Here is a 15,376-nt window from a genome sequence, read left to right on the forward strand (position 1 = left end):
TGTAGCAACCACATAGCTGTCATGCTCGGCCAAGCCGTGGCATGACGGTGTGGAGGCTACTTCACCCAATCCTTCAGCCGTTTCGCCGCCTCGATCATGCGGTCGGTGCTGCCGGCGAAGGAATAGCGCATGAAGTAATGGCCGCGGCCGCGGTCGAAGTCGAAGCCCGGCGTCGCAGCGATGCCGGTCTCGGCCAGCATGCGCTTGCAGAAGTCATTCGCGTCATTGGTGAAGCGGCTGATATCGGCATAGATGTAGAAGGCGCCATCGGCCGGCGCCAGGCGGTCGAAGCCGGCCCGCGGCAGCTCGTTCAGCAGGATCTCGCGGTTCTTCGCATAGCGTGCGACATTCTCTTCCAGCTCGTCATAGGCCGAGAGCGCGGCGACGCCGGCCACCTGGCTGATGCCGGGCGCGGAGATATAGAAATTCTGCGTCAGGCATTCGATCGGGCGCAGCAGCGCTTCCGGCACCACCATCCAGCCGAGCCGCCAGCCGGTCATCGAGAAGTATTTGCTGAAGCTGTTGATCACGATCGCCTGGTCGGTCAGCGCCAGCACCGACTGCGCGCGGCCGTTATAGGTGATGCCGTGATAGATCTCATCGACGATCAGCCAGCGCTTCCTGGCCGCGCAGTCATCCACCAGCGCCTTCATCTCAGGTTCGCCCAGCATGGTGCCGGTGGGATTGGCCGGGCTGGCGACCAGCACGCCCTTGGCCTGCGGCGCCTGCGCGTTGATCAGTGCCGGCGTCGGCTGGAAGCGCGTCTCCGGTTCGGTGACGATCATCGCCGGATTGAGGTCGAGCGCCTTCAGGATATTGCGATAGGCCGGATAGGCCGGCTCACCCAGCGCCACTGTGTCGCCGGCATCGAAGGCCGAGAGAAACGCCAGTTGGAAACCCGCCGACGATCCCGTGGTGACGACGATGCGCTCGGCCGGCACATCCAGGCCGTAATAGCTGCGGTAGTGGTTGGAGATCGCCGCGCGCAGCGGCGGAATGCCCAGCGCCAGCGTATAGCCCAGCGGATCGCGCTGCATGGCCGCCGTGGCCGCCTCGATGGCGCGGCGCGGTGCCGGCGTCGAGGGCTGGCCGACTTCCATGTGGATCACGTCGCCGCCGGCGGCCTCGCGCGCGGCCGCCGCCTTCATCACTTCCATGACGAAGAAGGGATCGATCGCGCCCCGCTTTGACGGCTTCATGGTGCGATGCTCAGAATTGGCGGCCGGTGGCGAGGCCGTAGCTGCGCGGATCGGCGGCGAAGCTGCAGCTTGCCGGATCGCGCGGCAGGCCGTTGTCGCAATAGGCGAGATTGACGCGACCCAGGCGGCCGATCTCGTTCACCGTCACGCCGCGCGCGGCGACGGATTTGTAGATCGCCGGATCGGTCTTGGGTTCGACCAGCAGCACGGATTGCGGATTGGCCTGGAACAGGCGCGGTTCGGCCAGTGCCGGCACGGCGGCATCCTTGCGCGCCTTGCCGCCCATCGCGGCCTGCAGCACGCCATAGGCCGCAGCCGCGGCGCTCGGCGCGCCACCGGCGCCGCTGGCGGCGATGAAGGAATTGGCCACGCGCGAATTGAAGCCGACGATGGCGGTCAGGTACGGGCTCTCGTCACCGGCCACGCCGGGCAGGTTGGCGAAGAGGATGCCGGTCTCGCGACCCACCAGACGCGCACCGAAGGAGGTGCCCATGCTGAAGGCGCAGGCGGCCGCGCCGCCCTTGGAGTCGATGACGCTGATACTGGCCGAGCCATAGCCGTTCATCTGCATGGTGTTCGGATCGCTGCGATAGGCCTGACCGAGATTCTCGGTGAACTTGTCGCTGCGCACGCTGGAGGCGGACGAGCGGCCGAAGAAATTGGTGGTGGGCAGGAAGCCGCTGCCATCCTGCGACTGTTCCAGCAGCCAGGCGGCCACCGCGCCACCAGCCGGATTGTTGCTGGTATAGACGGTGACGCTGTTCTGGAACGGCACCTCGATCGGCTTCGACACTGTCGCCGCATAGGCGCGCAGCTCCTCGGCCGTGATCTTGCTGCCGGCCGCCGTCATGTCGGCCAGCACGGCCTGCGACAAGGCACCCTGATAGAAGTCTGACGGGCCGGCGGTGCGCAGGCGCGCCAGCGTGTTGCCCTGACTGAGCTGCAGGCGGCGCTCGCCTTCCTGCGGCACCTGGCCGCTGCGCGTGCCGAAGATGGTGCGCAGCGCCGGGCTCTCGGTCACCGAAGGCTGGGTTTCCACCGCCGCCTGGATGAAGGCGCGGCTGGCCGGCTCGCCGAAACGGGCGAGCTGTTCGGCCGGCGTGACGATGGCTTCCCAGCGCAATTTGCCGTGACGGCTGTGCAGCAGGCCGAGGCCGCGCACCAGCGCCGGGATGGCGACCGGGCCGCCGTCCTTCGGCGCCACGGCGGGGAATTCGATGGTCTCGACCTTGCGGGTCAGCGGATTGCTGACCACGCAGAGGCCGCCGCTGCCCAGGGTGGTGGCGGAGGGATAGGTGACCGTATAGGCCAGCGCCGCCGCCGCGACCGCATCGGCGGCCGAGCCGCCATCGGCCAGGGTGTCGCGCGCCACCAGGGCGGCACGGGGTTCGTCGGCCGCCACGCCGCCGACAAAGCCCTTCAGGTAATCGACCTGGGCCACCGGGGCGGATGGATCGCCTTTTCCGCAGGAGACGGCAAATACTGCCACCAGGGCGAGCAGGGCGCATTGACGCAGCAGCAGGCCGTGCTTACCTAGCTTGGACGGCTCCATGGGGCGGACCTGCGCCAGGCCGGTCTGCCACTTTATGGCCGTTTTATTGGGACAATGCTTCGCCATGGCCATACGCTGGTCTTCCATGCGCCGTTCTCTCATTCGTCTAGCGTCTGCCGGTCGTCGCCTTGTGGCCGTCGGCTGCGCTGCGTTGACGGCCGCCAGTGCGGTTCTGCCGACCGCAGCCGAGGCCCAGCGTCGCGGCGGGATTTCCCTGGTGCGCGACGCCGAGATCGAAAATACCATCCGCGCCTATGCCGCGCCACTCTTCGCGGCCGCCGGATTGTCCAATGACGCGATTACCGTGCATCTGGTCAATGACCGCACCCTGAATGCCTTCGTGGCCGGCGGCCAGCGCATATTCGTCAATTCCGGCTTGCTGATTCGCGCCGAGCGGCCGGCCCAGGTGATCGGCGTGCTGGCCCATGAAATCGGGCATATCGCCGGCGGCCACCTGGCCCGGCTGGGTGACGCCATCGATACCGCCTCCACCGCCATGATCCTGTCGATGATCTTTGGCGCTGCCGCCGCCGTGGCCGGCTCGGGCGAGGGCGCCATGGCCGCCGTGCTGGGCGGCCAGCAGGTCGCCGAACGCAACTTCCTGGCCTTCACCCGCAGTCAGGAATCGGCCGCCGACCAGGCCGGTGCCACTTATCTGGAACAGAGCGGCCAGACCCCGGCGGGCCTGATGGAATTCCTGCGCATCATCGGCAACCAGGAAGCCCTGGTCTACGAACGCCAGGACCCTTACGCGCGCACCCATCCGATGTCGGGCGATCGCGTCGCGGCGCTGGACTCGCGCATGCAGCGCTCGCGCTTCCGCGACACGCCAGACACGGCGGTCAATATCGACCGCTTCAAGCGCATGCAGGCCAAGCTGGTCGGCTATCTGGAAGGCCTGCCCGCCACCCTGCGCAAATACCCCGAAAGCGACACCTCGCTCTATGGCCGCTACGCGCGCGCCTTCGCCTATTTCCGCGGACTCGATTTCAACCGCGCGCTGAGCGAGACCGACGAGCTGATCCGGCTCTATCCGACCGATCCCTTCTTCCATGAGCTCAAGGCCGACATCCTGCTCAACATGGGGCGCGTGGCGGACTCCTTGCCGCCGATGCAGGAGGCCTATCGCCTCGCGCCCGGCGAACCGCTGATGGCCTATGGTGTCGGCCAGCGCCTGGTGGCGCTGGAGGATGACAGCCGCCTGCCGCAGGCGATCGACATCCTGAAGCAGGTCACCCTGCGCGAACCCGATAACGGCGGCGCCTGGCAGCAGCTGGCCACCGCCTATGGCCGCCAGGGCGATGTCGGCATGGCCTCGCTGGCCTCGGCCGAACGCTATCTCGTGCAGGGCGCCTATCGCGATGCGCAGGGCCAGGCCGAACGCGCCACCCGCCTGATGAAGGAAGGCTCGCCGGGCTGGCTGCGCGCCCAGGACATCATCGCCAACGCCAAGGACGAACGCCGCCGCGACCGCCGCCGGCAATAGATGCCGGCAGTGAGCCGTCTCACAGGCTTGTGCCTTTCCCTCCCGTTCCGCGCCGGGCATAGTCCGGCTTCCGTCTGACCCGAAGGTTTTTCATGTCGCTGTTCCGCACCTGCCTCGCCGCCCTTCTTTTGCTTGCCGCGCCCGCGATGGCGCAGCAGCAGACGCCGGCTTACCCCGAGGCGCAGCGCGCCGAGATCCGCGAGCTGCTCACCAACAATCCTGAAATCCTGGAAGTGCTGGTCCGTCATCCCGAGATCATCACCGAGGCCGCCGCCGAGCTGAAGACGCGCAATGCTGCGCTGAAGGCTGCGCTCACCGAGAGCCGCAAGGTGCTGCTCGATGACGGGGTGTCCTATGTCGCCGGCAACCCGAACGGCGACGTCACCATCGTCGAGTTCTTCGACTACCGCTGCCCGTATTGCAAACAGGTCGTGCCGGCGCTGCAGGCGTTGATCAAGGAAGATCCCAAGCTGCGCGTGGTGTTCAAGGAGCTGCCGGTGCTGGGGCCGGACAGCGTGGTCGCCGCGCGCGCCGCCATTGCCGCCATCGAGCAGGACAAGGGCGCGAAATACATGGCCTTCCACGACGGCATGATGGCCCATCGCGGCCAGCTCAACGAAGCGGAAGTGCTGCGCCTTGCCGGCGTTGCCGGGCTCAAGCTCGACAAGCTGAAGGTCGACATGGCCTCGGCCAAGACCCAGAAGGTGATCACCGACAATCTGGCGCTGGCGCAGAAGCTGGGCATCAACGGCACGCCGGGCTTCGTGATCGGCGACGAGCTGGTTCCGGGCGCAATTCCCCTGGAAGCCATGCGCGATCTGGTCAAGAAGGCCCGCGGATAAGCCCGGGCCCGGCCTCCCGGGTTTGACGAATCCAGCCGGATTCCCTATGGTCCGGCCCGAAAACAGCCTTTTAGCCGGGAAGTATCATGCGCGCCGAAATTCGGTCGATGGCCGACGAGATCCAGCAGTCCTTGGGGCTGCTGAGGAGGTCTCTTTGACTGGGATAACGCAGTCAAGAAGCTCGAGGAACTGAACGCGCGGTCGGAAGACCCGTCGCTCTGGAACAAGCCGGCCGAAGCCCAGGCGCTGATGCGCGAACGCACGCGGCTGGATCGCGCCGTCAGCACCCAGCGCCGGCTGGAATCATCCCTGCAGGACAGTCTCGACCTGATCGAGATGGGCGAGGCCGAAGGCGACCAGGGCGTGGTCGACGAGGCCGAAGCCGTGATCATGGGCCTGTCGAAGGAAGTCGCCACCGCGCGGCTGGAAAGCCTGCTGTCGGGCGAAGCCGACATGAACGACAGCTTCCTCGAGGTGCATGCCGGTGCCGGCGGCACCGAAAGCCAGGACTGGGCCTCGATGCTGCTGCGCATGTATGTCCGCTGGGCCGAGCAGCATGGTTACAAGGTCGAATTCCAGGAAGAGAGCGAAGGCGAGGAGGCCGGCATCAAGTCGGCCACCATCAAGGTCAGCGGGCCGAATGCCTACGGTTGGCTCAAGAACGAGAGCGGCGTGCATCGCCTGGTGCGCATCTCGCCCTATGACTCCAACGCGCGCCGCCATACCAGCTTCTCCTCGGTCGGCGTCTATCCGGTGGTCGACGACACCATCGAGATCGAGGTGCTGGACAAGGACCTGCGCGTCGATACCTATCGCGCGTCCGGCGCCGGCGGCCAGCACGTCAACAAGACGGATTCGGCCGTGCGCATCACGCATATCCCCACCGGTATCGCGGTGGCCTGCCAGATCAACAAGAGCCAGCATCGCAACCGCGACGAGGCGATGAAGATGCTGAAGGCGCGCCTGTATGAGCGTGAGCTGCAGAAGCGCGAGGCCGAGGCGCAGGCGCTGAACGACGCCAAGACCGACATCGGCTGGGGCCACCAGATCCGCTCCTATGTCCTGCACCCGTATCAGATGGTGAAGGACCTGCGCACCGAGCTCGAGACCAGCGACACCCAGGGCGTGCTGGACGGCGATCTCGACGCCTTCATGGCGGCGCAGCTCGCCGCCAAGGTCGGCGCCGGCGACACGGCGTAAGCGGGACCCGCGAGGCACAAACAGAAACGGCAGCCTTTCGGCTGCCGTTCTGCATTCGCTGCTACTGTAACTTCGTTTAGCCGGCAGCTTGGGCCAGGCCCGGGATGGCGGCGCCGGGCATCGGCAGGTCGGCGGTGCTGACGCCGCTCTTGATCGCCTTCTGCACGGCCTTTTCGGTGGCTTCGGCCAGCTCGCTGGTCGAGACGATGCTCAGCTTGGCGCCGCTGGTCGCAGTCTCGCGCGGGTTCTCGGCGAACTTGCACAGGCCTTCGACCTTGGCGCCGGCGGCGATGGAAAGCAGTTCGTGCCAGATGTCGCCGCGCACCTTCGCGGTCTTGTCCAGTTCGACCGAGCGGGCGCGGATGCGGCCGATCACTTCGCCGCGGATCAGCACCTGGTCGGCGACCACCTCACCCACCACCTTGGCATTCTCGCCGATGGCGAGGCGCACGGCGATGACATCGCCGTTGACGAGGCAGTCGATCTGCACCTCGCCGTCGGAGTTGAGGTCACCGTTGACAGTCAGGCCCGCGCTCAGGATCGAGGGCGGCAGCTGCTTAGCGGCGGGCGTCGGATTGGTTTTCTTGCTGTTTGAAAACATGGTAGCCAGCCTCAATGAATTTGCCGGGGTCAATCTGCTCGTCATCGAGCAGAATTTCGTAATGCAGATGCTGACCGGTGCTGCGACCGGTCGAACCCATGGTGCCGAGCTGGCGGCCGAAGGCGACGGTGTCGCCGGCCTGCACAGCAATCGCACTCAGATGCGCATAGCGGGTCTTCACGCCCAGGCCGTGGTCGATCTCGACGGCGCGGCCATAGGGGCCCTTGCGGCCGGCGAAGACCACGACGCCCGGCGCGGTGGCCATCACGGCGGCGCGGTTGGGACCGAGGAAGTCGATGCCGGCATGGAAGGCCAGCTGCTTGGTGAAGGGATCGGCGCGACGGCCGAAGGTGGACGAGACTTCCGGCTCGCCGATCAGCGGCAGGTTCAGCGGCAGACGCTGCGCCAGCGCCTGCAATTCGCCCCAGCGGCCGAGCTTGCCTTCCAGGCTGTTGATGTCGCGGTCGACCTGATCCAGCGAGGCGACCGCCACGGTGGTCGTGCCATTCTCATTCAAAACCCGAAGGGGACCGCCGACGCCGACATCGGCGCGGGCTTCGGCGGCGCGCGACAGCATGGCGCCGATATCCAGGCCGGTGCGGGCAAGTGCCTTCTCCAGCAGGCCGGTGCTCTTCTCGGTGCGCTGGCTGAAATCGTCGATCAGGTCGCGCTGATGGCCGCGGACGCTGAGGATGCGGGTCTCGATCTCGCGCGGCTTCACCGACGGGACCGGCGGCTTGGCCTTGGACTCGCGCAGCATGCCTTCCAGGTCTTCCACCGAGGCGACGTCTTCGCTCCTGGCTTCGGGCTTGGCCGGCGTGACGCTGGCGACCTGGGTGTCAGCCTTGGCTGCGGGTGCGTCGGCGGTGATCTTGGCGGCCGGCGCGGCCGGCGGCACCGCGGCGGCGGCGGGCGGCGTCGGCTTGGCGGCGGCCTTGCCGGCATCGGCGGTATCGGTCGGCAGGGCGGGGGTGCGCTGCTTCATCGCCATGTCGTACAACCGGCGATAGCGTTCCTCGAGGTCGCGCGAGGCGACGACGAAGTTCTCCTGGTTCTTTTCGTAGTCGGCGGCCAGGCGCTCATAGGCCAGGCTCAGCTCGGTGATGCGGCGGTCGCGCGCATCCAGCATTGCATCGCGGTAGAAGACGTTGACGGAGGCGTAGCCGACCCAGCCGGCGAAGGCGAGGATGCCCGCGGCCATGACCATCTGGCCGCGGCTCGAGAGTGCGACGTAACGAACGTCGCCTCGGCTGCGGAACATGATCTGCCGTTCCGGGAACAGGCGGTCGCGCAACTCCCGCCATTGCCGTCTCGCGCGTCGCGTCACTCAACCCCCCGATTGATCTAGAAAACTGCCGCCTCTGGCTGGGGGAGATTAGGACTTATTTAACTTGGTTAATGCAAGAAAGAATCTGTTACGATTTCCGAATAAACACGCCCGAACACATACTTAACGTATGTCTCAGTGGTTATCCACAGGGTGTGGATGAAGTCGGCAAGCGCTTGATTCTACAGTGCCCGGACCGCTTCCAGGACGGAGTCGACATGACCCGGCACCTTCACCTTCCGCCAGACGGCCGCGACTTTTCCCGAGGCATCGATCAGGAAGGTGGCCCGTTCGATCCCCATGTACTTTCGCCCATAGAGGCTCTTTTCACCCCAGACCCCGTACGACTCGGTGGCCTTGCCCGACTCGTCGGCAGCCAGAATCAGCTTCAGCTTATGCTTGGTCTTGAACTTGTCGTGGGCTGCGACCGGGTCGCGGGAGCAGCCAATTACCACCGCGCCCAGCTTGTCGAACTTCGCCTTCGCCGCGGTGAAGCCGATCGCCTCGGCCGTGCAACCCGACGTATCGTCCTTGGGATAAAAATACAGCACAACCGGTTTGCCCTTCAGGCTGGCCAGCGACACCGAGCCGCCGCCATCGGTCGGCATGACGAAAGCTGGTGCCCGATCTCCCACTTGAGGCCCGGCTCCGACCTGGGGCCCGAGAGCAGACTTCGGAGCAGACTTCGGGGCAGCTTTGGCGGCCTTTGCCGCTTTCGGCGCCGCAGCCTTGGACTTGGGTTCAGCTTTCTTCGCCATCGCGCGCACTCTCTGCAGGATCGTTGTTGACGGAATCAGCCAGCGCCAGATGCGGCGCGGCCGGCTTGGCCACCAGGGTTTCAAACAGACTGTGCACCGTCTTCTGCGCGGCTTCCAGCTGCCGGGTGAGCGCTGCCATGTCTTTTGTCTTCAGCAGCGCGGGCAGGCGCCGGGCCAGCAGCGGCGGCCATTGGGCCGGATCGGCAGCCTCGTCGCGACCGGCCATGCGGCTGACCGCCAGCAGGGTGGCGTAAAGCCGGGCGGCGGAGTCGAGCGTCTCGGCCGGTTTGGATTCCACCAGCCTGGCCTGCCGCAGCGCGGTCAGCGCCTCCAGCGGATTGGGCAGCAGGATGCCCGGCTTCGCCGCGCCATGCCGCAGCAGCAGGTACTGCAGGATGAATTCCAGATCGACCAGGCCGCCGCGCTGCTGCTTCAGGTCCCAGGGGTTCTTCACCGGTTTGTGCCGCGCCATGCGCTCGCGCATGCTCGCCACATTGGCCAGCAGGCGCTTCTCATCGCGCTTGGCCGTCAGGATGTCGAGCCGCAACGCGCCGATCTTTTTCATCAGTGCCGCATCGCCGCAGATCACGCGGGCACGCGTCAGCGCCATATGCTCCCAGGTCCAGGCTTCCTTGCGCTGATACTCGGCGAAAGCCTCCAGCGAGATGGCGATCGGTCCGGCGCCGCCGCTGGGGCGCAGGCGCATGTCGATCTCATATAGCCGGCCTTCGCCGGTCATCGCCGTGATGGCATTGATGAAACGCTGGCACAGCCGCGTGAAATACAGCCCCGGCGTCAGTGGTCGCGGGCCGTCGGAGTCTTTTGCTTTCGCCGGGCAGTCGAAGATCAGCACCAGATCGAGATCGGATTCCAGCGTCAGCTCGTTGCTGCCCAGCCGGCCAAAGCCGACCAGCGCGATCGAGGATTTGGCGATACGGCCATGCTGGGCGATGAATTCGGCTTCCACCTTTTCCAGCAGGTCTTCCAGCACCACATCGGCAATGGCGCTTAAGGCCGCGCCGGCGGCGACGCCATCCATGGCGCCGCGCAGGAGTCCGATGCCGACCTGCAGTTTCAGTTCGGTGGTCCAGCGCCGCGCCCAGTCCAGCACGTCCTGGAAATCGCGCGCCGCCGCCATCTGCCGCTTCAGGCTGGTTGCCAGGGCGGGGCGCTCGAAGACGGCCGGATGGGCGGCGTATTCGATCAGGCTGTCGAACAGCGCGGCATTCTGCGCCAGCGCCTCGGCCAGCTGCGGCGCGGCGGCCAGCACCTCGGCCAGCGTATCCAGCACATCGGGGTTGGCCTGCAGCAGCGCGAAAAGCTGCACGCCGGCCGGCAGGCTGGACAGGAAATGATCGAAGCGCTTGAACGCCGTGTCGGCGCTGCCAGTGCGTGAGAACGCCTCCATCAGCTGCGGCATGATGGCGGTCAGCTTCTCGCGCGCGCGCTCCGACCGCATGGCGCGATAGCGGCCGAAATGCCAGCCGCGCACCATGGCGGCGATCTCGGATGGATCGCTGAAGCCCATCTTGCGCAGGGTTTCCAGCGTTTCCGGATCGTCGTCGGTGCCGGTGAAGACCAGTGCGCCGGCATCGGCGCCCAGCGCCGGCGCTTCGGCGAACAGGCCGTCATAATAGTCTTTCACCCGGCCCAGCACGCGCAGCATCTCCTTGCGGAAGTCTGCGGGTTTGCCGTAGCCGAGGAAGGTGCTGAGCTGCGCCAGCGCCGCCGGTTCATCGGGCAGCGTGTGGGTCTGCTCGTCATGGATCATCTGCAGGCGATGCTCCACCTTGCGCAGGTATCGGTAATCGGCGATCAGCGCGTCGCAGGCGGCCTGGCTCAGGCGTTCAGTGGCGACCAGTGCGCGCAACGCCTCGCAGGTCGGCGGCGCGCGCAGCCGCGTGTCGCGGCCGCCGGAAATGAGCTGCTGCGTTTGGGCGAAGAACTCGATCTCGCGGATGCCGCCGCGCCCCAGCTTGATGTTGTGGCCTTCCACCGCGATCTCGGCATGGCCTTTGTGCGCATGGATCTGCCGTTTGATCGACTGGATGTCCTCGATGGCGGCATAGTCCAGGTTCTTGCGCCAGACATAAGGCACCAGATGCTTCACGAAGGCGGTTCCGAGGGCGAGGTCGCCGCCGACCGGTCGCGCCTTGATCATCGCGGCGCGTTCCCAGTTCTGGCCGAAGCTTTCGTAATAGGTCTCGGCTTCCGCCACATTGACTACGACGGGGAAGGAGCCGGGATCGGGCCGCAGTCGCAGATCGGTGCGGAAGACATAGCCGTCTTCGGTGCGGTCATGCAGCAGATGCACCATCTGCTGCGTCAGGCGGATATAGCATTCCAGCGCCGAGCGGCGTCCCTTGTATCGCACCTTGTCTGCGTCATAGAGCATGATCAGGTCGATATCGCTGGAGTAGTTCAGCTCGCGCGCGCCCAGCTTGCCCATGCCGAGTGCGACAAAGCCGCTGTCGCGACAGGGGTCTTTCGGATGCGGCAGGATGATGTCGCCGCGCTCGGCCGCTTCGCGCAGCACCACCTTCATGGCGCTGTCGACGCTCAAGGACGCGAAGTCGCTGAGCGCGCCGGTGATCTGCTCCAGCGTCCATAACCCGGCAATGTCGGCGACCGCCGTGGTCAACGCCACGCGTCGTTTGGCGAAACGCAGCGGCTGCGCCAGCGCTTCGGCTTCCTTCGCCTTGGCGGTGGCCGCCTTCAACGCCGTTATGGCCTCGGCCAGCGCCGCTTCCGGGCCGCTGCTCAGCAGCAGGTCGACGGTGGCCGGTTCATGCAGGGCGAGATCGGTGAGGAAGGGGCTGTTGCCGAACAGGGCGGCAAACAGGGATTGCGGACCGGACTGGGCGGTTGCGGCCTTCAGCCGTTTGGCCAGCGCGCGATCTTTCAGCTCGCCCAGCGTTGTGGTCCAGGCCTCGAAGCCGCGTGCGGCGGCTTCCTGGTCGTAAGGGACGGGGAGAGTTTTCCACAGCGACACAGGGCTACGCCGCGGCACGGCCTTGGCCGATGTGACGGCAGCCTTCTTTTTGACTGATTTTGCCGGCAATGCATTGGCGGGCATGGCGTTTCTCTCGAAGTGGCGTCGAAGTTCGGCTAAACTTCGGTCAGGGTCAAGCCCGGGACCGATCTGGTTTGAACAGCCACGGTCCGGCCATGATGCAAACAAGACATGACTAGGTAAAAACGGCGAGGGCGCGACAAGTGGTTCTGCGGTGGAGTCGGTTGGTGGTGCGCACGGTCGCCGCAACAGTGGTGACAGTCTGCATCCTGCTGGGTCTGCTGGCCTGGCGCGTCGCCCAGGGACCGATCTCGCTCGGTTTTCTCGCGCCCTATATCAGCGAGGCGCTGGCCCTGCCGCAGCTTGGCGTGCGTGCCGAGATCGGCGATGTGGTGCTGGCCTGGTCCGAGCAGGATGAAGGCATCCGGCTTCGGGTGATCGATGCGCAGTATCGCGGCGAGGATGACCGCGTCGGCCTCACCATCCCCAATATCGATATGATGCTGAGTGGCCGCGCCGCGCTGCGCGGCGTGCTTGCGCCGCGCTTCATCCATGCCAGCGGCATCGAGGCGCGGCTGGTGCGCGATGTCGATGGCCGGTTCAAGTTCGGCCTGCCGCAAACCGCAGAGGCCACGCCCGGGGCACCGACGCCGGAAACGACCACGCCCGAACCGCTCGACGGCAATCTGGCGCAGCGCATGTTCGGCGGCATGTTCGAACTGCTGTCGCGGCCCACCGATCCCAACGACAGTATGGGCCTGCTGGAGAATGTCTCGATCCTGGCCGACCGGCTGGTGATCGAAGACTGGAGCCTGAACCAGCGCTGGATCGTGCCGGCGGCGCGCATCACCTTCCAGCGCGGCGAGGGCCATGTCTTTGCGTCCGCCAGCGGCACGCTGGACTGGCGCGATCGCCGTGTCGACCTCAACCTCGATGCCGATTACAACGCCGCCGAAAAGCTGGCGCGCGTCACCGTGCGCTTCAGCGATATCGAGCCGTCCGACTTCGCCGATGTGGTGCCCGATCTCAAGCCGCTGTCCTATGTGGCGGCGCCGATCAACGGCAATCTCACGCTGGAGGTGAATGAAAGCGGCCAGCGGCTGGGCCTGTATTTCGACCTCACCGCCGGCGCCGGCCAGATCAATGCACCCGAGCTGTTCCCCGCGGCGCTGTCGCTCACCGCGGCGCAGTTTCGTGGCCGCGCCGATGGCGCAAAAGGCATCTTCGCGCTGGATGCCGCCACCATCAGCTTCACCGATGGGCTGCGCATGTCGTTTGACGGTGTGGTGACGCGCAGCGGCGACGAGCGCTACGGCCTTGATCTCAAGGGGCAGTTCTTCGCGCTGGCGGTCGACCGGCTGCCGGCCTACTGGCCGCCGGATATGGCGAAGAACGCCCGCGAATGGGTGACCACGCGCATCAAGGGCGGCCAGGTTGGCACGGGTCGTTTCGAAGCCAGGCTGACGCCCGAAATGGTGGCGGGCGAGCAGCGCCTGCCGCCCGATGCGGTGAAGCTGGATTTCGTCTTCGACGGGCTGGATGTGAATTACCTGCCGCCGATGACGCATCTGACCGAGGCCAAGGGCCTGGCCACGCTGAATGCCGATGTCTTCGATCTGACGCTCGATAGCGCCAGAGCCGGCCCGGTGCTGGTCAGTCAAGGCAATGCAAAGATCACGGGCCTACAGGATATCGATCAGCATGCCGATATCTCCTCGGCCGCGCGCGGCAAGACAGCCGATATCCTGACACTGATCGACCAGAAGCCGCTCGGCTTCCCCTCGCGCATGGGCATCAAACCGGCCACCGTGGGCGGTACCGGCGAGGTGAAGTTCCGCATCCGCTTCCCGTTGTTCAACAATCTCAAGGTTGAAGACATCGCGGTGAATGCCGATGCCGCGATGACCGGCCTGACCATGACCGGGCTGATGCAGCGCTATGATCTCGCCGATGGCGAGATGGCGATGAAGGTCGACGCCAAGGGTCTGGAGGCCAACGGCAAGGCGGCGCTGAACGGTGTGCCGCTGCAGATCGGCTGGAAGCAGGATTTCAGCAGTCGCGCCGCCATCCAGGCGCGCTACAGCCTCAAGGGCACCATCGACGAGCCGCAGCGCAAGGCGCTGGGCTATCCGCTCGCGCCCTATATCGACGGCCCTGCCGATGCGGTGATGGATATCGAGGAGCGCCGGGGCGGCGAAGTGGCGATCGGGGGTGAGTTCGACCTGACCCGGGCCACCATCGCCATTGCTGACGCGCATATGCGCAAGGAACCCGGCATCGAGTCGAAGGGCAAGGTGCAGATCCGCACCAAGGACAAGCAACCGGTGCAGTTCGACCTGATCGAGGTGAGCGGCCCGTCGCTGACGGCGCGCGCGAAAGCCACGCTCAATAATGGCGGCGGCTGGGGTGCCGAGGTGCAGAAGCTGCAATATGGCGAAAGCGATGCCACCGGCAGCATCGCCTTTGCCGCCAACGGCGATGCGCGCATCGAGCTGACCGGCAAGCGCTACGACCTGCGGCCCTTCGTCGAAGACGCGATGAACGACGATACGCCGCCCGGCACGGTGAAGCCGCGCATGGCGCTGGCCTTGCGTTTCGACGAGGCGCGGATCGACAACGATCTCGAGATGCGCAACCTGTCCGTCAACGTGCAGCGCGCCCCGACCCGCATCGACACCATGAGCCTCACCGGGGGCTTTGCCACCACCGGCGGCATGACCTTGAGCATTTCACCGGCGCTGAATGCCCGCCGCCTGGTACTCGATTCAGACAATGCCGGTGCGGTGCTGCATTTCCTCGGCATCACGGATATGCAGGGTGGCACGATGCAGGTCCGCGCCGCCTATGACGACACGCAGGTGACCCAGCCGCTCAGCGGCCGTATGACCATGAAGAATGTGCGTGCGGTGCGCACGCCCTTCCTGGCGCGGCTGCTCGGCATCGGCTCCTTTGCCGGCCTGGCCTCGCTGCTGTCGGGCGAGGGCATCCTGTTCGAGACCGGCGAGGTGCCGTTCGAGCAGAAGGACCGCGTTCTCACCATCAAGCCCTCGCGGCTCAGCGGGCCGCAGCTCGGCATCACGCTTGAGGGCACGGTGAACAGCAAGACCAACAGCCTCAGCATCAACGGCACGGCGGTGCCGGCCTTCGTGCTCAACACGATCCTGGGCAAGATTCCGTTGCTGGGCGATATCTTCGTGGGCGACGGCATCATCGGCGTCAACTTCGCCGTCTCGGGCGCCAAGAACGACCCGCAGTTCACCATCAATCCGTTGTCGGTGATCGCGCCGGGCTTCCTGCGCCGCATCTTCCAGGCGCCGGAAGTGAGCGCGCCGCCGGCCGATGGCAGCGAGCCGCCGGTCCTGCCGCCGCAGCCCGACCGCGCGCGCGACGCGCCTTAA

The 15,376-nt window shown here is 66.1% G+C and carries 10 protein-coding genes; 4 read left to right on the plus strand and 6 right to left on the minus strand.

Translation table 11 applies throughout. The annotated features are described in order from the left end of the window. Positions 1-56: 56 nt before the first annotated feature. Both AC1RRT_RS15880 and AC1RRT_RS15885 read right to left on the minus strand, forming a co-directional pair. Positions 57-1,199, minus strand: a complete 1,143-nt coding sequence (locus AC1RRT_RS15880) for a pyridoxal phosphate-dependent aminotransferase (protein ID WP_493014784.1) — start codon at positions 1,197-1,199, stop codon at positions 57-59. A gap of 10 nt (positions 1,200-1,209) precedes the next feature. Further along, positions 1,210-2,751, minus strand: a complete 1,542-nt coding sequence (locus AC1RRT_RS15885) for a gamma-glutamyltransferase (protein ID WP_493014785.1) — start codon at positions 2,749-2,751, stop codon at positions 1,210-1,212. Between the two features lie 85 nt (positions 2,752-2,836). Here AC1RRT_RS15885 and AC1RRT_RS15890 point away from each other — a divergent pair, with 85 nt between their 5' ends. The 3 genes from AC1RRT_RS15890 to prfB all read left to right on the plus strand — a co-directional run bounded on the left by AC1RRT_RS15890 (position 2,837) and on the right by prfB (position 6,279). Next, the gene (locus AC1RRT_RS15890; protein WP_493014786.1) at positions 2,837-4,237 is read left to right on the plus strand and encodes a M48 family metalloprotease; all 1,401 of its coding nucleotides are present in this window, start codon (positions 2,837-2,839) and stop codon (positions 4,235-4,237) included. A 92-nt stretch (positions 4,238-4,329) separates the two neighbouring features. Then, entirely contained in the window at positions 4,330-5,079 is a 750-nt protein-coding gene (locus AC1RRT_RS15895) for a DsbA family protein (RefSeq protein ID WP_493014787.1), read from the plus strand. 86 nt (positions 5,080-5,165) lie between these two features. Beyond that, a protein-coding gene (gene prfB, locus AC1RRT_RS15900) for a peptide chain release factor 2 (RefSeq protein WP_493014788.1) occupies positions 5,166-6,279 on the plus strand; the annotation gives its coding sequence in 2 pieces (ribosomal slippage) (positions 5,166-5,234 and positions 5,236-6,279; 1,113 coding nt in all). Between the two features lie 76 nt (positions 6,280-6,355). Here the strand turns inward: prfB and AC1RRT_RS15905 are convergent. The 4 genes from AC1RRT_RS15905 to AC1RRT_RS15920 form a co-directional block, all read right to left on the minus strand. Continuing rightward, positions 6,356-6,880 (minus strand): bactofilin family protein, encoded by a 525-nt coding sequence (locus AC1RRT_RS15905; RefSeq protein WP_493014789.1) that lies wholly within the window; start codon positions 6,878-6,880, stop codon positions 6,356-6,358. Continuing rightward, positions 6,837-8,141: a M23 family metallopeptidase gene (locus AC1RRT_RS15910; protein WP_493014790.1), complete on the minus strand. Its 1,305-nt coding sequence runs from the start codon at positions 8,139-8,141 to the stop codon at positions 6,837-6,839. The genes AC1RRT_RS15905 and AC1RRT_RS15910 overlap by 44 nt, the downstream gene beginning before the upstream one ends. Before the next feature lie 248 nt (positions 8,142-8,389). Beyond that, positions 8,390-8,815, minus strand: a complete 426-nt coding sequence (locus AC1RRT_RS15915; RefSeq protein ID WP_493015184.1) for a peroxiredoxin — start codon at positions 8,813-8,815, stop codon at positions 8,390-8,392. A gap of 133 nt (positions 8,816-8,948) precedes the next feature. Further along, a complete protein-coding gene (locus AC1RRT_RS15920) occupies positions 8,949-12,041 on the minus strand; it encodes a bifunctional [glutamine synthetase] adenylyltransferase/[glutamine synthetase]-adenylyl-L-tyrosine phosphorylase (RefSeq protein ID WP_493014791.1) in 3,093 nt (1,030 codons plus the stop codon). Between the two features lie 164 nt (positions 12,042-12,205). Here AC1RRT_RS15920 and AC1RRT_RS15925 point away from each other — a divergent pair, with 164 nt between their 5' ends. Further along, complete coding sequence (locus AC1RRT_RS15925; protein WP_493014792.1) at positions 12,206-15,376, plus strand: YhdP family protein; 3,171 nt, start codon at positions 12,206-12,208, stop codon at positions 15,374-15,376.

The organism is Ferrovibrio sp. GW821-FHT12B10 (assembly GCF_058807515.1).

What these genes read in the sequence shown, in the direction of transcription:
- AC1RRT_RS15915 (WP_493015184.1), bottom strand. Translation starts at nt 8,815, where the DNA reads ATGCCGACCGATGGCGGCGGCTCGGTGTCGCTGGCCAGCCTGAAGGGC.
- AC1RRT_RS15910 (WP_493014790.1), bottom strand. Translation starts at nt 8,141, where the DNA reads ATGTTCCGCAGCCGAGGCGACGTTCGTTACGTCGCACTCTCGAGCCGC.
- AC1RRT_RS15880 (WP_493014784.1), bottom strand. Translation starts at nt 1,199, where the DNA reads ATGAAGCCGTCAAAGCGGGGCGCGATCGATCCCTTCTTCGTCATGGAA.
- AC1RRT_RS15895 (WP_493014787.1), top strand. Translation starts at nt 4,330, where the DNA reads ATGTCGCTGTTCCGCACCTGCCTCGCCGCCCTTCTTTTGCTTGCCGCG.
- AC1RRT_RS15920 (WP_493014791.1), bottom strand. Translation starts at nt 12,041, where the DNA reads ATGCCCGCCAATGCATTGCCGGCAAAATCAGTCAAAAAGAAGGCTGCC.
- AC1RRT_RS15885 (WP_493014785.1), bottom strand. Translation starts at nt 2,751, where the DNA reads ATGGAGCCGTCCAAGCTAGGTAAGCACGGCCTGCTGCTGCGTCAATGC.
- AC1RRT_RS15890 (WP_493014786.1), top strand. Translation starts at nt 2,837, where the DNA reads ATGCGCCGTTCTCTCATTCGTCTAGCGTCTGCCGGTCGTCGCCTTGTG.
- AC1RRT_RS15905 (WP_493014789.1), bottom strand. Translation starts at nt 6,880, where the DNA reads ATGTTTTCAAACAGCAAGAAAACCAATCCGACGCCCGCCGCTAAGCAG.